This is a genomic window from Pigmentiphaga sp. (assembly GCF_019689535.1).
Lineage (GTDB): Bacteria > Pseudomonadota > Gammaproteobacteria > Burkholderiales > Burkholderiaceae_B > Pigmentiphaga.
On the sequence record NZ_JADGHH010000053.1, the window covers coordinates 1 to 19650 of the forward strand.

The following is a 19650-nucleotide window of genomic DNA, read 5'->3' on the forward strand; positions in this document are numbered from 1 at the left end:
TGTCTGGTGGGCTCGGTGATGTGTATAAGAGACTGTCTGTGATCAGCGCGGCCGCGCCTGCGGCCGTAGACAAAGCCTCCCTTCGGGAGGCTTTGTCGTTCCTGGCTGTCGAGCCAGGCCGCCCGGGCAGGCTTTTCACCCGCTCAATGCCACCCAATCGAAACCGGCATCCTGATCGGCGACCCCAACATCTTCCGGCCGCCAGCCAAGCACGGACGCCAGCGCTTCACGCGCCAGGCGGGGCAAGTTGTTTGTCCTGCTGAGATGGGCGGCATGCAGGAACCGCAGCCGGGAGCGGTCCACGGCCCGTAGCAGCTCCGCTGCCGCAGCATTGGATAAATGGCCGAAGCGGCCGCTGATGCGGTATTTCAGATAGACCGGGTAATCACCGTTGGCAAGCATGTCGGGGCAATGATTGCACTCGAGCACCAAGGCATCGCAGCCGGAAAGCGTGCGGTGCACGTGGGGCGTGCCCTCTCCCAAGTCCGTCAAGACGCCCAGCCGCCATTGGCCGTCATGCAATACGTACTGCACCGGTTCGCGCGCATCGTGCGGGACGGGAAAGGGCTGCACGAGCAACCCACCCACGGCAAAGGCGGAATGGCTGTCGCAGCATATCGTGACCGTACCCTCCGGAATCCGGGCAGCCACGGCCTCGCGCGTGCCGTTGGTCAGATAGATGGGAATGCCGTGCCGGCGTGCCAGGCGGAAGACTCCACCGATGTGATCGCCGTGTTCGTGGGTGACGAGAATGCCGTTCAGCGACGACGGCTCGATGCCGCGCGCCAGCAGCCGGCGCTCGATTTCGCGTAGCCCGAACCCGCAGTCGATCATGACGCGGGTCGTGGAAATCCCCTCCCTGGCCTCGACCACGAGGGCATTGCCCTCGCTGCCGCTGCCCAGACTGGTATAGCGCAAAGCGAACCCTATGAAGCCTGGTGCGCGCGCCTGCCCTTGCCCAGGCAGCGCGCGGACGATGGCTTTATTTCAGTTGGTTGAGCAGGACGTTCAGAATGCGCCGGCCCGTCGCAGACGTTTCCGGATTGCCTTGCGCATCCAAGACCGTCACCTGAGTCGTGTCGTTCGACGAAACCAGCTTCACACGGTACTGCGGACGGCTTTCCGGCTTGTCGCTGCCGCGGCCGAACAGGCGACCGAAGAAGCCGGGCTTGTCGGCGCTGGCCGCGTCGGCATCCACGTACCGTACATAGTAGACGCCCTCCGCACGGTTGCGGTCTTCCACGGTGAAGCCACCGCGGTCCAGGGCCAAGCCGACGCGGCGCCAAGCGCGGTCGAACGGCTCGGCGATCTGCAAGGCGCCCGCTTCACCAGACCCGGTCACCAATTGGGGGGCCGCTCCCTTGTCGATCTGCTGCGCCCGGTCCACCGCAGCCTTGGCGCGATCGAAATCCGCACCCAGGCGCACCATCAGGCGCGCCAGCATTTCGGCTTCCAGGCCAGGATCGTTGGGACGCGAGGTCCAGGTGGTCTGGCTGTTCTCGGCGCCGGTCAACACCTCCTGCGCCCCCCGATGGCTGATGTAGATCTCGGTGCTGTTGCCCACGCGCTCCAGGCGGGTGCGGAACATGTCACGCTCGCCGGTGGACCAGAGCGAGTCGAAGACCTTCCCGATGGTGTTGCGGATGAAGTCCTGCGGGATCTTGGCCCGGTTCTCGGCCCAGTCCGTCTCCATCACGCCGACCTGGGGCAGGTCCTGGCGCAACAGGAACCCGAGGTCCTGCCAGAATTGCCGCACGATCGGGTACAGCTGGTCCGGGGAACGGTCGATCACCACCAGCCAGCGCTTGTCCCCGTCTCGTTCGATGCGCATGTCCGGCCGCTCGGGGAGCACCGTGCTCGCCGCCTGGCTAGCCTCGGGCTGGGCCTGCACGCTCGAATAGCTGGAGAAGGTCGTGGAAGACGGAGCAGGCGGCGTCGACCCGGACGAGGCCTGGCCCGGAACCTGGAAGCGGCTGTCGGTCGGCAGCTGGGTCAAGTCAGGCGGCACTTCCAATTTTGCCGAGGGCGCCGGCGAGGCGCTCTTGTAGTCGATGGACTCTTCCTTGCCAAGCAACTGGTTGACGCTGCTGCAGCCCGCGATCAATGTGGACAGGGAAACCAGCACTGGCAAGATAGCCAGGCGGGAGAGATTCGTAGGCACTGCATTCATTGACGGATAACTCCTGAGGCCGCGACCGGCCCTATCGTTGCGCCGGCGGATCACGTCTGGCAAAAGCATGTGGCGGAAGATCAGACCTGGATGCCCGCGGCGGCGAGCGCTTCCCTGACGGCAGCATGATGCTGAGCCCCCAGTTCGGCCAAGGGCAGGCGGTAACCCAGCGCCATGCGCCCCATTTGGGCAAGCGCCCACTTGACGGGCACGGGGTTGGGTTCGAGGAACAAATTGCGGTTAAGCAAGGCGAGGCGGCGATTGATTTGCGCCGCCTTCTTGGCGTCGCCGGCCAGCGCCGCCACGCACAGCTCGTGCATGAGGCGCGGCGCCACGTTGGCCGTGACGGATATGTTGCCGCGGGCGCCCAGCATGATGAGCGCCGCAGCCGTGGGGTCGTCCCCGCTATAGACGGCGAATGACTCCGGAACCTGGCTCAGCAGCAGCGCGCCGCGGCCGATGTCGCCGGTGGCATCCTTCAGGCCGATGATGCCCGGCACCTGCGCCAAGCGCAGCGTCGTCTCGTTGGACAAATCGCACCCGGTGCGCCCGGGAACGTTGTACAGGATCATCGGCAGGTCAACCGCCTCGGCGATGGCCTTGAAATGCCGGTAGAGGCCTTCCTGCGTGGGGCGGTTGTAATACGGCACGACCGACAGTCCCGCGTCCGCGCCCACTTTCTTGGCGGCTTCGGTCAGCTCGATGGCTTCGGCGGTCGAATTGGCGCCGGTGCCGGCGATGACCGGAGCCCGGCCCGCGACGTGCTGGACGGCGACCCGGATCAGCTCGACGTGCTCGTCCACCGAAACGGTAGGCGATTCGCCCGTCGTTCCCACCACCACGAAGCCATCCGTGCCTTCGGCCAAATGCCAGTCGAGCAACGCCCGGAAGGCTTCGAAATCGAGCTTCCCGTCTGGCTGCATCGGAGTGACGATAGCGACGATGCTGCCTTCAATAGGGGTGCGAGATGTGGTTGCCATACGATGCTTGGGGGCCCGGAAAGGGATCAAACGGAACGAATCGGAAATCGTACAAGTGTACCGGAAATATAGGCGCGCCCCGCGCGGGAGCGCGCAGCAGCGCGGCTACCCCTCCTGGCGCAGGCCCTACAGGAACAATCTTACGATGGCATCCCCGAGCATGAGCATGGGACGAACCAGGAATCCCAGCATGCCCGTCATCAGCAAGACGAGCAGGATGGGCATGCCGTAAGGCTCCAGCTTGGAGTATTTCCAGGCGAGCGAATGCGGCAGGAGGCTAAAGACGATGCGGCCGCCGTCCAGCGGCGGGATGGGCAGCAGGTTCAAGGCCATCAGCATCAGGTTGACCTGGACCCCCGCTATCGCCATGGCTACGAAGAATCGCTCGTCTACCCCCGCGCCCAGCATCAGCTTCAGGCCCAGGGCCCAGATGATCGCCATGACCAGATTGATGCCCGGCCCTGCTGCGGCCACCCACAGCATGTCACGCTTGGGACGGTGCAGGCGGCCGAAATCGACCGGGACGGGCTTGGCCCAGCCGAACAGCAGCCCCGCTCCGCCGAGCAGCTTGCTGGTCAGCAAGATGACCGCCGGCACCAGCAGCGTGCCGACCGGATCGATGTGCTTGACCGGGTTGAGCGTCACCCGCCCCGCCTGGGTGGCGGTGTCGTCGCCAAACATGCGCGCCACGTAGCCGTGGGCGGCCTCGTGCAAGGTGATCGCGAAGATCAGCGGGATGGCATAGACCGCGATGGTTTGAATGATGGAATCCATGCGGCATTGTAACGGCAGAGCTCCGCGCCGAGAGCCGTCCGGAAGTCGGATTTTCCCCGCTGCCCGGTGGGGCCCGTGCGCGCCGTCTGCGACGGGCTAGGCGGTGAGCCCGAGCGCGGCCGGGTCTCCGCGGCCTCGGCGCAGCACCACCGGCTCGGCACCCGTCAAATCCACCACCGTGGTCGGCTCGCGGGCGCAAGCCCCCCCGTCCACGACCGCGGCCAAGTCGTGTTCGTAGCGCTCGCGGATCTCGACCGGCTCATTCATCGGATCCTCTTCCCCGGCCGGGATCAGCGTGCTCGAAAGCAGCGGCGAGCCGATCTCCTCGAGCAGGCACAAGGCGATGGGATGATCGGGCACGCGTATGCCTATGGTCTTGCGCGAAGGATGCGACAAGCGCCGCGGCACTTCCCGGGTCGCCTCCAGGATGAAGGTCCAAGGGCCGGGCGTGGCGGCCTTCAGCAGCCGGTACTGCTTGTTGTCGACATGGGCGAATTGGCCGATTTCCGCCAGGTCGCGGCAAAGCACGGTGAGATGATGCCGCTCATCGACGCCGCGCAGCCGCCGGAGCGACTCCGCGGCATGCTTGTCGTCCAGCGGCGCCACGAGCGCGTAACTGGAATCGGTGGGGATGGCCACCAGCCCGCCGGCCCGTATGAGCTGCGCAGCCTGCTTGAGCAGGCGCAATTGCGGATTCTGGGGATGTACGGAGAAGAACTGTGCCACGTCGCCTGGTCCTCGCAAAAAGCGCATACGCCCGGAAAACGTCCGGGCCCCCTTGCCTCCGGAGGGTCCGGGGGCGTTGCCTCAATCCGCAGCCATCGTACGCAACTCGGCGACCAGCTTGGCCAATGCCGAGTCCCGCGCCGCGGCGTCAGTGAAACTCGGGCCGCGTGCCGCCAGCGCGCCGCCCAGGAACAAGACATAGGAATCCCCGTCAGCGCGCAGGGCCTCCCCGGGATCGGCCAAGGCACGCAGCTGCTTGACTACGGCGCCGGCGGCCTTGGCGTCCGCATAAGGCTCCGAAAGCAGCAAATCCTGGCCGTCCGCGGCCAAGAAGCGGAAGCGGAAGCGTCCGTCTTCGTCTCGGAAGCTGACGAAGCGGGCCTGCTTGCCCGACTTTTTCTTTGCCACGGGTGCCCCGGCCGGCTGGACCGCATCCAGCCCCACTGCCGCCCGCAGCTCGGCAAGAAACGGTCCTGCGATGGCCCGCGCCTTGCGCGCCCCCTCTTGCAGGATCTCCTCGATTTCCTCGGGACGCGCCATCAGGCTTTCATACCGCTCGCGCATGGGGCCGATCTCGCGCTCTATGCGCTCGAACAAGGCCTGCTTGGCATCTCCCCAACCCATCCCCTCTTCCAGGGCGCGCCGGAAAGCCGCCGCCTCATCGCTCGACGCGAAAGCCCGGTAAATGATGTAGAGATGCGAATTCTCCGCATCCTTGGGCTCTCCCGGCAGCCGCGAGTCGGTCACGATGCGGCCGATCGCCTCGCGCAATTGCTTGCTACCGCCTTCGAACAGCGGAATGGTGTTGTTGTAGCTCTTGGACATCTTGCGGCCGTCCAGCCCCGGAAGCGTGGCCACGGACTCGTCGATCTGCGCCTCGGGCAGCACGAACAGCTCGCGGCCGCGCCCGTAGATGTGGCTAAAGCGCTGGGCGATGTCGCGCGCCATCTCGATGTGCTGGATCTGGTCGCGCCCGACGGGCACCCGGTGGGCGTTGAACAGCAGGATGTCTGCCGCCATCAGCACAGGATACGAGAACAGCCCCATCGTGACGCCTGCGTCCGGATCCTGGTTCTCCGCTACGTTCTGGTCGACGGCGGCCTTGTAGGCATGGGCCCGGTTCATCAATCCCTTGGCCGTGACACAGGTCAGCAGCCAGCACAATTGGGGGATTTCGGGCAAGTCGGACTGCCGGTAGAAGGTCACCCGCTGCGGGTCCAGCCCTGCGGCCAACCACGTCGCGGCGATCTGCAGGCGCGAGCGCTGCAGCCGCACGGGATCCTCGCATTTGATGAGGGCGTGATAGTCGGCCATGAAGAAGAAGGCATCGTTTTCCTCGTTGCGGCTCGCCTCGATGGCTGGGCGAATGGCACCGACATAGTTGCCGAGGTGCGGGGTGCCGGTAGTCGTGATGCCGGTGAGGATGCGGGTTCTCATATTCGGGAAAGGGCTAGCTTGAATACGGGGATAGAGCCGCAGTGTACCTCTCGGGCGCGATCGCTTGCGTTGGCGGATAATGGCGGGTGTCGGTTTTTCCTTGGGGCCCGTCATGGCCGTCATTTCTTTCGCGCTCGCCGGTGATTATGTGCCGCTATGCGATTTGCTCAAACTCACGGGCCTCGCGGATTCGGGAGGCGCCGGGAAGGCGTTGGTCGCCTCCGGGGTCGTGAAGGTGGACGGGCAGGTAGAACTGCGCAAGACCTTTAAAGTGCGGGCAGGGCAGGCGGTGGAGGTCGAGGGAGTAAGGATCGAGGTCCAGGGCGGAGGTTCTTGATACGCCCCGCGCTTGCGCCCCGCCCCCGTGACCGGGCGGAGGCGGAAGGCACCGGCCGGTGCGTCGATCCGCCCGGCCGCCACCAGGGCCGTGCGGCTCAGTGCGCCTGCTCCCAGGTGGCGCCGGCGCCGACTTCGGCAACCAACGGGACATTCAGCTGCGCCACGCCGCACATCAGCTCCGGCAGGCGCTGGGCGACGATTTCGCGCTCTTCGGCCGGGACTTCGAGCACGAGCTCATCGTGCACCTGCATGATCAGGCGTGCACGGAGCTTTTCAGCCTCGATCCAATTCTGGACGGCCACCATCGCCATCTTGATCAGGTCGGCGGCCGTGCCTTGCATGGGGGCGTTGATGGCCGCCCGCTCGGCGGCCTGGCGGCGCGGACCGCTGCCGCCCCGGATTTCGGGCAGCCACAGGCGGCGGCCGAATACGGTTTCGACGTAACCCCGCTCCCTCGCCTGCTCTCGGGTCTCGTCCATGTAGCGCGCCACGCCGGGATAGCGGGCGAAGTAGCGGTCGATGTAGTGCTTGGCGGCGTCCCGGGTGATGCCGAGGTTGCTGGCCAGGCCGAATGCGCTCATTCCATAGATCAGGCCAAAGTTGATGACCTTGGCGTAGCGCCGCTGCTCGGCGTTGACCTCTTCCGGCTTGACGCCGAAGATTTCCGCGGCCGTGGCGCGGTGGATGTCTTCGCCGCGCGCAAAGGCTGCCAGCAGGTTCTCGTCGCCCGAGATGTGCGCCATGATGCGCAGCTCGATCTGGGAATAGTCGGCCGACATGATCAGGTTGCCTGGCTCGGCCACGAAGGCTTCCCGCACGCGCCTGCCCTCGGGCGTGCGCACCGGGATGTTCTGCAGGTTCGGGTCGCTCGAAGCCAGGCGCCCCGTCACCACCGCTGCCTGCGCGTAGCTGGTGTGCACGCGCTGGGTGCGGGCGTTGATCATCTTGGGCAGCTTGTCGGTGTATGTGGACTTGAGCTTGGCCAGGCCGCGATAGGTCAGCAAGGTCTGCGGCAAGGGATAGTCCTGGGCCAGCTTGCTGAGCACGTCTTCGTCCGTGGACGGCGCGCCGCTGGCCGTCTTCTTGACCACCGGCAATTGCAGCTTGCCGAACAGGATCTCGCCCAGCTGCTTGGGTGAATTGAGATTGAACGGCTGCCCGGCCAATTCATAGGCGCGCTGCTCGAGCGTCATCAATTCCTGTCCAATCGCGTGGCTCTGCCGCGCCAATTCGTCCGGATCGATGCGCACGCCGTTGCGCTCCATGATGGTCAACACGCGCGAGACCGGCACCTCGATGGCATAGATGCGCGCGAGCCCGGGGTCGGCCTCGATGCGCGGATATAACGCGGCATGCAGCTGCAGGGTGAAATCCACGTCCTCGCAGGCATAGCGGGTCGCCACGTCGATGGCGACCTCGTCGAAACAAAGCTGGTTGGCACCCTTGCCGCAAACATCGACGTACGACAGGCCTTTGCGCCCCAGCCAACGCTGGGCAAGGTCGTCGAGGGCCACGCTGCGGTGAGACTCCAGCACGTAGGCTTCGAGCATGGTGTCATGCGCGATTCCCCGGAGCGCGATGCCCGCATTGGCGAACACATGGGTGTCGTATTTGGCGTTGTGCAGCAGCTTGGGAGCGTCCGCATTCTCGAGCCAAGGCGCAAGGCGGGCCAGCACCTCGTCCTTGGGAAGTTGTGCCACGGCATCCGGATGACGGTGCGCCAGCGGGATGTAGCATGCCTCTCCCGGCCGGACGGCCAAGGACAGGCCCACGAGGCGGGCCTCCATTTCCACCAAGGAGTCGGTTTCGGTATCGAGCGCCACCAGCGGCGCGGCCTGGATGATGTCGAGCCAGCGATCGAATGCTTCCCAATCGCTCACCGTTTCGTAATGGACGGTTTCGGGCGCGGGCGGCGCATCGGCCTGGACGCGGGAATCCCCTTCGGGTATGCGTTCGGCATCACCCGTCAGCTCCCTGAGCCAAGTGCGGAACCCGTAGCGTTCGTACATCGCCTCCAGGCGCTCCCGATCCGCGGGCCGCATGGTGAGCGACTCCACGCCGGATATGTAGGCGCCCAGGTCACAATCGGTGCGAACCGTTATGAGCGATCGAGTGAGCTCGAAATTCGGTATGGCCGCCCGCAAGTTGGCGCCCGCGACGCCTTTGATCTTGTCCGCCTGCGCGATGATCCCCTCGAGCGAACCGTATTCGTTGAGCCACTTGGCAGCCGTCTTGGGCCCGACCTTCTCTACGCCGGGAACGTTGTCGACGGAGTCGCCGATCAGCATCAAGTAGTCGACGATGCGCTCGGGGGGAACGCCGAATTTTTTCGCCACGCCTTCGGCGTCGAGTACTTCCGAGGTCATGGTGTTGACCAGCGTCACGTGATCATTGACGAGCTGGGCGAGGTCCTTGTCGCCGGTGGACACGATGGTGCGGATGCCTCGCGCGGCGGCCTGGTGGCAGAGCGTGCCGATCACGTCGTCGGCCTCGATGCCCTCGATGGCGAAAACCGGCCAGCCCTGGGCGCGGATGGCCTCGACGATGGGACCGATCTGGCGTGCCAGGTCTTCCGGCATGGCGGCGCGGTTGGCCTTGTACTCCGGATACAGTTCGTCGCGGAAAGTCTTGCCCGGAGCGTCGAAAATGCAGGCGAGATAGTCTGCCTTATGATCGTTCAATGCGCGGCGCAGCATATTCAACACGCCGTACAGCGCGCCGGTCGGTTCTCCTTGCGCGTTGCGCAGGTCCGGCAGGGCGTGATATGCGCGGTAGAGATAGCTGGAACCGTCGACCAACAGCAACGTCTTGATCATGATCAAACAAAGAGAATTCGTAGTAGGCAAGGAAACCCACGGCGACGGCGGAACCGCCCCGAAGCGGACAGGACGCGTTCCCGGCCTGCGGGAGGTGGTGAACGTGGAACGCGCCACGGCCACGAAAGCGCGCGAGTCATGGCATGTCCTCGGGATTATGTCAGAGTTCATCGAGGCTTCGGAGCGCCTCGCCCAGATCCGGCCCGCCGTCAGTATTTTCGGGAGCGCCCGCATCCCCGCGGGCGACCCCCTGTACGAGAAAACGGAACAGATCGCCAGGAAGCTCTCCGAAGCCGGCTTTTCCGTCATCTCCGGAGGCGGCCCCGGCATCATGGAGGCAGCGAACAAGGGCGCCTACGAAGGCCCCAGCCCCAGCGTGGGCTTGAATATCGAACTGCCGTTCGAAGAATCGAGCAATGGCTACCAGAACATCAGCCTGTATTTCCGCCATTTCTTCGCGCGGAAGGTGGCTTTCGTCAAGTACACCTCGGCCTACGTGGTGCTTCCCGGAGGATACGGCACGTTGGACGAACTGTTCGAGGCGCTGACGCTGGTGCAGACCAACAAGAGCCGCAGGATGCCCATCATCCTGGTCGGCGCGGACTATTGGCAGGGGCTGCTCGACTGGATACGGGCGCAACCCCTGGGACGCGGCCTGATCTCGGCCGGTGACCCCGACCTGATGCAGGTCATCGACGACCCCCAGGCCATCGTCGACGCCATCTTCGACTTTTACCAGCACGAGGGCTTCGCCCAATCGCCCGGCGAGCGCGAACAATTGCTGAACCTCTGATCCCCCCTCGCCCTACCCTTCGGGCCGCCGCGGGGCGGGCGAGGACGGAGAAGGTGCCGTAACGCTAGAATGCGGGTAATCATCGATATCAGCCTCAACTACGCTTATCCATGGCCGTATTCACCCCCGTCGACGAAACGGATGCCCGCGCGCTGCTTGCCGATTATTCCCTGGGCGAACTTCGCGCCCTGCGCGGCATTCCTTCCGGCATCGAGAACACCAATTACTTTCTCACCACCAGCCGCGGCGAATACGTGCTGACCTTGTTCGAGCGCCTGACGCGGGAACAGTTGCCGTTCTACATCGACTTAATGACCCATCTGGCCGAGCACGGTATTCCGGTGCCGCATCCCCAGGCCACGGTGGACGGACGCCGACTGGCGGAGCTGCACGGCAAGCCGTGCACCATCGCCACGCTGCTGCCTGGCAAGTGCGAAATGGCGCCCCTCGCCTCGCACTGCGCCCAGGTCGGCGCCACGCTGGCCAGGATGCACCTGGCGGGCAAGGATTTCCCGGCCTACCAACCTAACCTGCTAGGCGTGGACTGGTGGCGCGAAACGGCGCCTGTCCTGCTCCCCTACCTGAATGCAGACGCCGCGGCCATGCTAAGGGACGAGGTGGACTTCCAAGTGGCATTTGCAGCATCGGCTGCCTACCGGCAATTGCCGGCCGGCCCGGCGCACTGCGACCTATTCCGCGACAACGTGCTGTTCGCGGGAACGCGCGAAGCGCCGGAACTCGGCGGTTTCATCGACTTTTACTTCGCTGGCTGCGACACCTGGCTGTTCGATCTCGCCGTCTGCGTGAACGACTGGTGCATCGACCATGCGAGCGGCGAATTCCGGCCCGAGCTCATGCAGTCGCTGTTGAACGCCTACGCACAGGTGCGCCCGCTCACCGACGTCGAGCGCGATTCGTGGCGCACCCTGCTGCGCGCGGCGGCGCTGCGATTCTGGATGTCCAGGCTGCGTGACTTTCACTTGCCCCGCCCGGCGCAAACCCTGACGCCGCATGACCCGGCCCACTTCGAGCGCATCCTGCGGCTGCGGCGCGACGGTGAACCTCTTCCACTTCCCTGAACCATGAAACGACTCTTTGCATTGAGCGTCCGTCAACCCGCACAGGCCCCCGCGGATCGAAAGGAGGTCTGCTGATGCAAGCAGCTTCCCTGGCTCCCGGCGCCGGCTGGCAATGGGTGCTCGACGGCTTCGCGCTTTTCCGCAAGCAGCCCATGGCGATGTTCACGTGGGCACTGACGGTAGGCTTCATGGTGCTGGTTGCCAGCATCCTCGCCCCGGTCGGGCCGCTGTTGTTCGTGACCGCCATGCCGGCCATCACCGTCATGACACTGGAGGCATGCCGGGCGATTGATCAAGACAAAACGGTGCTTCCGCTGAGGTTGTTCACGGTGCTCAAGGCCCCGGGACTGTTCAAGAAACTGCTGGCCATGGGTGGGCTCTACGTTGCCGCCGTACTGCTCGCGGGGCTCGTCGCCTTTCTACCTTTCGCGGACAGCTTACGCCAGGCGGTGCAAGACCTGTCGCCGGACGACATGGGTGCGCTGTTTGCGGCCATGCGCGCCCCCGTCATCATTTTCGGGCTCCTTTACGTCACCATTGCCGGCCTATTCTGGCACGCGCCTGCGCTGGTCGCATGGCACAGGCTAGAGCTGCGCAAGGCGCTGTTCTTCTCCGGCATCGCCTGCTGGCGGAACAAGGGGGCTTTCCTCATCTACGGCGCGACGTGGTTGCTCATCGTGCTGGCGCTGGAGCTCGGGGCCGGCATGCTGGAAGCGATCGGCCTGTCGGAAACCGTGGCCGGCATGATCCAAATGCCGTTCAACTTCCTGGCTGCGGCCGTGCTCTACTGCAGTTTCTATCCGACCTACACCCGGGTATTCGGCCCCCCACCTTCCTTGACGCTTGCGTCGGCGCTGTAGCCACATCAGTAAAAACCCGTGCCCGCCGTCGATAATCCACGGTTTTTCGTCATCGCGGAAGAAATCATGTTGACGCGCACAACGATAGCCGCGTATAAAAGTGCGGCATGATTTTCAAGAGTACGAGTTGCTGCACAAATTGCTTACCGCTGCGGTACAGGGTTGTTCATGGTCTCCATCCTTGATTGTCTTGCACCCATTCATCCATGACTTTTTTCTCAAGGATAGACACCATGGAAACCGGTACCGTCAAATGGTTCAACGACGCCAAAGGCTTTGGATTCATCACTGCAGATTCGGGAGGTGACGACCTTTTCGCGCACTTCTCCGAGATCCGCGTCGAAGGATTCAAGACCCTGCAAGAAAACCAGAAGGTGAAGTTTGAAGTCACCGTGGGCCCCAAAGGCCGCCAGGCTTCCAACATCCAGCCCCTGTAAGCTACAATAGGGGCATCCGCCAAACCCCCGCTTGCGGGGGTTTTGTTTTTTGGCGGCCGCTCACCGCATTTGCGAAGGCCGCCACGGGGAAAACGAACTCGCATCCGCGACGTCCTGGCGCAGGATGCCCCTGGGAAGCCCCCAGGCAGGAACTCCCCGCTCCCTTGACTCGTTGCCGCAGCAACGTCCCCGGGGCGCGCCGCGCTCCTTTCGCCGCCGCCCGTCACCGCGCGGCATGCCAGGCAAACGCCAACGCGCGTCCGGACCTTCGGTCCGCCGCGCTTCACTGCGAACTTCCACCGTCATCGATGGCGCAGGCGCCACGTATTGCGGCATCCGCCTTGCGCGGAACGAAGCTCGCTTTTCTGCATTTCGCATGCACAGGAGGAAATGACCCATGGCCAACAAAGAAGAACTGATCGAAATGGAAGGCATCGTCGCCGAGGTGCTGCCCTCGACCAGCTTTCGAGTCACGCTGGAAAACGGCATGGAGGTAGCCGCCTACGCATCGGGCAAAATGCGCAAGCACCGCATCCGCATCCTCGCAGGAGACCGGGTCACGATGGAGCTGTCGCCCTACGACCTCACCAAGGGGCGCATCAGCTTCCGTCATAAGGATGCCGGGGCAGCCCCGGCGGGACAACGCCCCACGCGTCGTCGCTGAACGAGGCCGAGAGCCTACTCTAGGCGGCAATGGAACGGCCGCGACCGGATTTACCTTGTCGCGGCCGCATGGCGTGATATGCCGGCGCGGTCGGCCGGGGTCAAACCGGTTCTAGTTTGGCCACTGCCAGCGCCAGCGTCTTGGTGCCCGCGCTGCCAAAATTGACCTGCACCTGCGCATCCGGGCCGTTGCCCGTCATGCCGATGATGACGCCCTCACCGAACTTCGGATGCACGACGCTTTGCCCGACGCGGAAGGTGCGCCCGTTGACCTCCACGCCGGCCGACGTCCGGCGATTCGAATACCCTTCCGATGAGCCGAGGTAAGGCGCATCTTTGCCGGCGCGCGAAACGGAGCCGGCCGGATTTTCCTCTCCCCACGCAGTCCGGCCCCAGCCTCCCGCCACGTCGGCCGTCCTGGCCCGGCCGTTGCGGGGAGTCAGCCACTTGAGCGAACTTTCGGGCACTTCGTCGAGGAACCGTGAGCGCATGTTGTAGCGCGTCTGCCCGTGCAGCATTCGGGTTTGCGAAAAACTCAGGTACAGCCGCTCCCGCGCACGCGTCACGGCCACGTACATCAGGCGCCGCTCTTCTTCCAGGCCCGACTGTTCGAGCAGGCTGTTTTCATGCGGAAACAGGCCCTCTTCGAGGCCGGTGATGAATACCGCCTCGAACTCCAGCCCCTTGGCCGCATGCACAGTCATCAATTGCACGGCGTCCTGGCCGTCGCTCGCCTGATTGTCGCCGGCCTCCAAGGCCGCATGGGCGAGGAACGCGGCGAGCGGCGACGGCAGCTCGATGCCGGCCTCGGGCAGCGCCTGGGGCAAGGCTCCTGCGTCGGTCTGCGCATAGCCGTCCTCCGCCGCAAACGCCGCGGCGGCATTGACGAGTTCGCGCAAGTTCTCGATGCGCTCGGCACCCTCTTTTTCGTTCAGGTAGTGCTGCACCAGCCCGCTGGCTTCGATGACGTGGTCCACGATCTCGTGCAGCGGCAGATTCTGTGTCTCGAAGCGCATCCGGTCGATCAGCGCGGCGAACTGCGCCAGGTTGTTGCCGCCGCGCCCTGGCACCTGGCTGACCGCGGCGTAAAGGCTGCAACCGTTCAGGCGAGCGATGTCGGCCTGTTGCTCGAGCGTGCGCGCGCCTATGCCCCGCGCGGGGAAATTGACCACCCGCATCCACGCCGTGTCGTCATGCGGATTCTCCATGAGCCGCAAGTAGGCCAATGCATGCTTGACCTCCTGCCGCTCGAAGAAGCGCAGTCCTCCGTAAACCTTGTACGGGATCCCGGCCGAGAAAAGCGCATGTTCGAGCACGCGGGATTGGGCGTTGCTGCGGTAGAGAATGGCGATTTCCCGCCGCAGGCGCCCCTCTCCGACCAGCGACCGGATCTCTTCGATCACCCACTGGGCCTCCTGCGCATCGGACAAGGCTTCGTACACCCGAATGGGTTCGCCGTGCCCCCGGTCGGTCCACAGATTCTTGCCCAGGCGATTCGAGTTGTTGCGGATCAGCGTGTTAGCCGCATCCAGGATGTGGCCATGCGAACGATAGTTTTGCTCCAGCCGAATGACGCGGTCGTGCGCGAATTCGCGCTCGAACTCGGCCATGTTCCCGACGTTGGCGCCACGGAACGCATAGATGGACTGGTCATCGTCGCCCACCGCGAAAATGGCCGCGCCGCCGCCGGCCAGGAGCTTGAGCCAGCGATATTGCAGCCGGTTCGTGTCCTGGAACTCATCCACCAGGATATGGCGGAAGCGGTGCTGGTAGTGTTCGCGAATGAGCGCATTGCGCGACAGCAATTCGTAGCAGCGCAACAGCAGCTCGGGGAAGTCGACCACGCCCTCCCGCTGGCACTGCGCCTCGTACATCGCATACAGCTCGACCATCTGCCGGTTGTAGCTGTCGTAGGCCTCGACTTCGGCCGGCCGCAGGCCTTCCTCCTTGGCGGCGTTGATGAAGTGCTGCAGCTGCCGGGGCGGATATTTTTCGTCGTCCACCCCCGCTCCTTTGAGCAGGCGCTTGATGGCAGAAAGCTGGTCCGACGTATCCAGTATCTGGAATGTCTGGGGTAGCCCGGCATCCCGGTGGTGGGCGCGCAACAGGCGGTTGCACAAGCCGTGGAAGGTACCGATCCACATGCCCCGGGTATTGATCGGCAGCATTGCGCTGATCCGGGTCAGCATTTCACGAGCCGCCTTGTTGGTGAACGTGACGGCCAGCAGCCCGTGCGGACTGACCTGGCCCGTCTGGATCAACCAGGCCATGCGCGTCGTCAACACCCGCGTCTTGCCGCTGCCCGCGCCGGCCAGCACCAGGGCGTGGCAGGACTCGATCGTCACGGCGGCGAGTTGGGGCGGATTCAAGTTGTCGAGCAAGGCCATAAAGCAGAGGAAAGAAAAAAGAACGGCGCGGCTGGCAGTCTAGCACCCCGGGCGCGGGCACGACCGCCCCGGCGCCGGAGCCGCGGCACCTGCTTCTATAATGTCAGGTTTAGCCGGTGAGCGTCCTTGGCCAGCCGGCACAGGCCCGCGGCCATGGGCATCATCGCCGCGCCAGAATACTCTAGACCAGCCCCGGAACCCATGCAGGAACGCTACGCGCCGAACGAGATCGAATCCGCCGCCCAGAAACACTGGGAAGCGACCAACGCCTACCTGACGGTAGAACGTGCCAAGAACCCCGACGGCTCCGAAAAGCCCAAGTTCTACGCCTGCTCGATGTTGCCCTACCCCAGCGGCAAGCTACACATGGGCCACGTGCGCAACTACACGATCAACGACGCCATGTATCGCCAGTTGCGCATGAAGGGCTACAACGTCCTGATGCCCATGGGCTGGGACGCGTTCGGCATGCCGGCCGAAAACGCCGCCATCAAGTCCAAGGTGCCGCCCGCGAAATGGACCTACGACAACATCGCCTACATGAAGAAGCAGATGAAGGCGATGGGCCTGGGCATCGACTGGTCGCGCGAAATGGCGGCCTGCGACCCGAAGTACTACAAGTGGAACCAATGGCTGTTCCTGAAGATGCTGGAAAAGGGCATCGCCTACCGCAAGACGCAGGTGGTGAATTGGGACCCGGTCGACCAGACCGTGCTCGCCAATGAGCAGGTCATCGACGGACGCGGCTGGCGTTCGGGCGCTCCAGTCGAAAAACGCGAGATACCCGGCTATTACCTGCGCATCACCGCCTACGCCGACGAGCTCCTGCACGAAGTCAAGCACAACCTGCCCGGCTGGCCCGAGCGCGTGCGCTTGATGCAGGAACACTGGATAGGCAAGAGCGAAGGCACTCGGTTCGCCTTCACGCACGACATCCGCGACGCCTCCGGCAATTTGATCCAGGACGGCCGCCTGTACGTCTTCACGACCCGCGCCGACACGATCATGGGCGTGACCTTCTGCGCCGTGGCGCCCGAGCACCCGCTCGCCCAGCATGCGGCCCAGGACAACCCGGCCGTGGCCGCCTTCATCGAGGAATGCCGCAAGGGGGGCGTGACCGAGGCCGAACTCGCCACGCGCGAGAAGGAAGGCGTGCCGACGGGCCTGACGGTGGTGCATCCCCTGACGGGTGAACCGGTGCCGGTTTGGGTAGGCAATTACGTGCTCATGAGCTACGGCGAAGGCGCGGTGATGGGCGTGCCCGCCCATGACGAGCGCGACTTCGCCTTCGCGAAGAAATACGGCCTGCCCATCAAGCAGGTTATCGCCGCGGAAGGCCAAACCTTTTCCACCGACGCCTGGCAGGAATGGTACGGCGACAAGCAAGTCGCGCGGACGATCAATTCTGGCAAGTACGACGGGCTCTCCCACCAGGAAGCAGTGGATGCCATCGCCGCGGACCTCGCAGCCAAGGGGCTGGGCGAAAAACGCACAACCTACCGGCTGCGCGACTGGGGCATTTCGCGCCAGCGCTACTGGGGCACGCCCATTCCCATCATCCACTGCGACGCGTGCGGCCCGGTGCCCGTGCCGGAAAAAGACTTGCCGGTCGTCCTGCCCGAAGACCTGATCCCGGACGGCACTGGCAACCCGCTGACCAAGTGCGAATCGTTCCTCAAGTGCGCCTGCCCGCAGTGCGGGAAGCCGGCCCGGCGCGAGACCGACACCATGGACACCTTCGTGGATTCGTCGTGGTACTTCATGCGCTACACCTCCCCCGGCAACGACGAAGCCATGGTCGACGAGCGCAACGATTACTGGATGCCGATGGACCAGTACATCGGCGGCATCGAGCATGCCGTGCTGCACCTACTCTACGCGCGCTTCTGGACCAAGGTGATGCGCGACCTGGGCCTGGTCAAATTCGGGGAGCCCTTCGTCAAGCTGCTGACGCAGGGCATGGTGCTCAACCATATCTATTTCCGCAAGAACGAAAAAGGCGGCATCGAGTACTTCTGGCCGGACGAGGTCGAGAACATCTACGATGCCAAGGGCGCGATCGTGGGCGCCAAGCTCAAGGCCGACGGTTCGCCGATCGAGTACGGCGGCGTGGGTACCATGTCGAAATCCAAGAACAATGGCGTGGACCCGCAATCCCTGATCGACACGCAGGGCGCCGACACCGCCCGCCTGTTCGTCATGTTTGCCAGCCCCCCGGAACAGACCCTGGAGTGGTCGGGCTCGGGCGTGGACGGCGCGCATCGTTTCCTGCGGCGCCTGTGGGCCTTCTGCTATGCCAATCGCGAGCGCATCCAGGCCGCGCTGAACCACCCCGCCCCGGCCGACTGGTCGGCTGCAAGCCAGGCGGTCAAGCTCCTGCGCCGGGATGTGCATGCCATTCTCAAGCAGGCCGACTACGACTACCAGCGCATCCAGTACAACACGGTGGTTTCCGCCGCGATGAAACTGCTCAATGCGCTGGAGGACGCCAAGCTCGAAGGCGAGCTGGGCGACGCCGCGCTGGCCGAAGGCACGCGCATCCTGCTGGCCATCCTCTACCCCATCGTGCCTCACATCACCTGGACGGCATGGAAGGAACTGGGCTATGCGACCGTCCACGGGGATCTGCTCGATGCCCCCTGGCCCCAGGTCGACGAGTCGGCCCTGGTCACCGACGAAATCGAACTCATGCTGCAGGTCAACGGCAAATTGCGCGGATCGATTTCCGTGCCGAGCAGCGCCGACAAGGCCACGATCGAGGGCATTGCGGTGGCTCACGAAGCCGTCGGCAAGTTCCTCGAGGGGCGGCCGGTCAAGCGGGTTATCGTCGTACCGGGTAAGCTGGTCAACGTGGTCGGCTAGCAGCAGGCCCTGCCCCGGGCACGGTTTCTCGCTGCGCAAGGGGCCGAGCCCGACAATGAACTGTAGGAACTGGCATGAAACCGTCGTCTTCTTCGTCTTTCGCCGGCACGCGGCGCCGCCTCTTGCTCCAGGCGGCCGGTGCGGCCGGCCTGGGCCTGTTGGGAGGCTGCGGTTTCGCGCTCCGCGGCACGGCGAACCTACCGTTCTCGACGCTCTACATCGGAGCGAGCGAAACGTCCGAACTCGGTGCGCAGTTGCGCCGATATGTACGCAGCACGACCAACACCCAGATCGTCGAAGACCCTAAGGCAGCGCAGGCGCAATTGCAGATCCTGCAGGAGACCCAGGAGCGTAGCATCCTGTCGTTGGACGCCACGGGCCGGGTCCGGGAGTTCGAACTGCGCTACCTGTTCGCCTTCCGCGTCCACGACGGCAAGGGCCAGGACTACATACCGCCGACGACTATCGCCTTGAAGCGCGACCTCACCTTCAGCGACTCGAACGTGCTCGCCAAGGATTTCGAGGCGGGGTTGTTGTACCGCGACATGCAGAACGAAGCCATCCAGCAACTGCTGCGCAGGATGGCTGCCGTCGATTCCAAGCAACCCAGTTGATGACCGGTGGTATCCCGTTGTTCCCGAGCCTGAGCCATTCGTCGTGATGGGGTCGTCATGAAACAAGTGCGCCCGGAACAGATCATCGCCCAGCTGCAGCGCAACGGCACGCAGTTGGAGCCCCTCTACACGGTCACGGGCGACGAACCGCTGCTCGTCATCGAGACCTGCGATGCACTGCGTGCGGCCGCCATGGCGGCGGGTTATACCGAACGGGAAACCGTCGTGGCCGACGCCCGGAGCGACTGGAGCGCGCTGCTCAGCGCCTCGCAATCCATTTCGCTGTTCGGCGAACGCCGGCTGCTCGAGCTGAAGATTCCTTCGGGCAAGCCCGGCAAGACGGGAGGGGAAGTCATCGCCCGGCTCGCCCGCCAGGCGCCCGCCCAGGCCGGGGACTGCATCACGGTCGTGATGCTTCCCAAGCTCGACAAGGCGACCCGTTCCTCGAACTGGTTCACTGCCTTGGCCGAACACGGCCTGGTCGTCGACGTCCCGACCATAGAACGGCCCATGCTGCCCGGCTGGATAGGCGAACGCCTGGCTCGCCAGCAGCAGCGCGCAAGCGCTGAAGTCCTGCAATGGCTGGCCGATCGCGTCGAAGGCAATTTGCTGGCCGCGCACCAGGAAATCCTCAAGCTGGGCCTGCTCTATCCTGAAGGCGCCCTGACGCTGGAACAGGTGCAGGAAGCGGTCATGAACGTCGCGCGCTACGA

Annotated in this window: 17 protein-coding genes; 9 read left to right on the plus strand and 8 right to left on the minus strand. The window is 64.5% G+C overall.

The genetic code is table 11. The annotated features are described in order from the left end of the window. Positions 1-135: 135 nt before the first annotated feature. The 6 genes from IRZ12_RS06715 to IRZ12_RS06740 form a co-directional block, all read right to left on the minus strand. Positions 136-918: an MBL fold metallo-hydrolase gene (locus tag IRZ12_RS06715; RefSeq protein WP_296466084.1), complete on the minus strand. Its 783-nt coding sequence runs from the start codon at positions 916-918 to the stop codon at positions 136-138. Between the two features lie 64 nt (positions 919-982). Then, positions 983-2170 (minus strand): outer membrane protein assembly factor BamC, encoded by a 1188-nt coding sequence (gene bamC / locus IRZ12_RS06720; protein WP_296466087.1) that lies wholly within the window; start codon positions 2168-2170, stop codon positions 983-985. Between the two features lie 80 nt (positions 2171-2250). Next, on the minus strand, positions 2251-3150 hold the full coding sequence (dapA, locus tag IRZ12_RS06725) for a 4-hydroxy-tetrahydrodipicolinate synthase (RefSeq protein ID WP_296466089.1): 900 nt from the start codon (positions 3148-3150) through the stop codon (positions 2251-2253). 126 nt (positions 3151-3276) lie between these two features. Beyond that, positions 3277-3924, minus strand: coding sequence for a site-2 protease family protein (locus tag IRZ12_RS06730; protein ID WP_296466092.1), 648 nt, complete (start codon positions 3922-3924; stop codon positions 3277-3279). A gap of 96 nt (positions 3925-4020) precedes the next feature. Next, positions 4021-4650: an L-threonylcarbamoyladenylate synthase gene (locus IRZ12_RS06735; protein ID WP_296466095.1), complete on the minus strand. Its 630-nt coding sequence runs from the start codon at positions 4648-4650 to the stop codon at positions 4021-4023. 81 nt (positions 4651-4731) lie between these two features. Then, positions 4732-6087 (minus strand): tryptophan--tRNA ligase, encoded by a 1356-nt coding sequence (locus tag IRZ12_RS06740; RefSeq protein WP_296466098.1) that lies wholly within the window; start codon positions 6085-6087, stop codon positions 4732-4734. Positions 6088-6199: 112 nt separating this feature from the next. Between IRZ12_RS06740 and IRZ12_RS06745 the strand changes: the two genes are divergently transcribed. Then, positions 6200-6424 (plus strand): RNA-binding S4 domain-containing protein, encoded by a 225-nt coding sequence (locus tag IRZ12_RS06745; protein WP_296466100.1) that lies wholly within the window; start codon positions 6200-6202, stop codon positions 6422-6424. Between the two features lie 97 nt (positions 6425-6521). Here the strand turns inward: IRZ12_RS06745 and polA are convergent, their stop codons facing one another. Next, positions 6522-9242, minus strand: a complete 2721-nt coding sequence (gene polA, locus IRZ12_RS06750; protein ID WP_296466103.1) for a DNA polymerase I — start codon at positions 9240-9242, stop codon at positions 6522-6524. Here polA and IRZ12_RS06755 point away from each other — a divergent pair. The 5 genes from IRZ12_RS06755 (at position 9241) to infA (ending at position 13075) form a co-directional block, all read left to right on the plus strand. Further along, the gene (locus IRZ12_RS06755) at positions 9241-10035 is read left to right on the plus strand and encodes a TIGR00730 family Rossman fold protein (protein ID WP_296466107.1); all 795 of its coding nucleotides are present in this window, start codon (positions 9241-9243) and stop codon (positions 10033-10035) included. The two genes, polA and IRZ12_RS06755, sit on opposite strands and share 2 nt — an antisense overlap. 110 nt (positions 10036-10145) lie before the next feature. Continuing rightward, positions 10146-11114 (plus strand): homoserine kinase, encoded by a 969-nt coding sequence (locus IRZ12_RS06760; RefSeq protein WP_296466109.1) that lies wholly within the window; start codon positions 10146-10148, stop codon positions 11112-11114. A 74-nt stretch (positions 11115-11188) separates the two neighbouring features. Then, positions 11189-11974, plus strand: coding sequence for a BPSS1780 family membrane protein (locus IRZ12_RS06765; protein ID WP_296466111.1), 786 nt, complete (start codon positions 11189-11191; stop codon positions 11972-11974). Between the two features lie 233 nt (positions 11975-12207). Further along, the gene (locus IRZ12_RS06770) at positions 12208-12411 is read left to right on the plus strand and encodes a cold-shock protein (RefSeq protein WP_296466113.1); all 204 of its coding nucleotides are present in this window, start codon (positions 12208-12210) and stop codon (positions 12409-12411) included. A 397-nt stretch (positions 12412-12808) separates the two neighbouring features. Then, positions 12809-13075 (plus strand): translation initiation factor IF-1, encoded by a 267-nt coding sequence (gene infA / locus IRZ12_RS06775; protein WP_296466116.1) that lies wholly within the window; start codon positions 12809-12811, stop codon positions 13073-13075. Positions 13076-13175: 100 nt separating this feature from the next. Here the strand turns inward: infA and IRZ12_RS06780 are convergent, their stop codons facing one another. Next, positions 13176-15461, minus strand: coding sequence for a UvrD-helicase domain-containing protein (locus tag IRZ12_RS06780; protein WP_296466120.1), 2286 nt, complete (start codon positions 15459-15461; stop codon positions 13176-13178). Between the two features lie 201 nt (positions 15462-15662). Between IRZ12_RS06780 and leuS the strand changes: the two genes are divergently transcribed. The 3 genes from leuS to holA form a co-directional block, all read left to right on the plus strand. Then, positions 15663-18323, plus strand: coding sequence for a leucine--tRNA ligase (leuS, locus tag IRZ12_RS06785; RefSeq protein ID WP_296466123.1), 2661 nt, complete (start codon positions 15663-15665; stop codon positions 18321-18323). 74 nt (positions 18324-18397) lie between these two features. Continuing rightward, entirely contained in the window at positions 18398-18937 is a 540-nt protein-coding gene (gene lptE, locus IRZ12_RS06790; RefSeq protein WP_296466126.1) for an LPS assembly lipoprotein LptE, read from the plus strand. 57 nt (positions 18938-18994) lie between these two features. Continuing rightward, on the plus strand, positions 18995-19650 hold a 656-nt coding region (holA, locus tag IRZ12_RS06795; RefSeq protein ID WP_296466128.1), incomplete at its 3' end, for a DNA polymerase III subunit delta.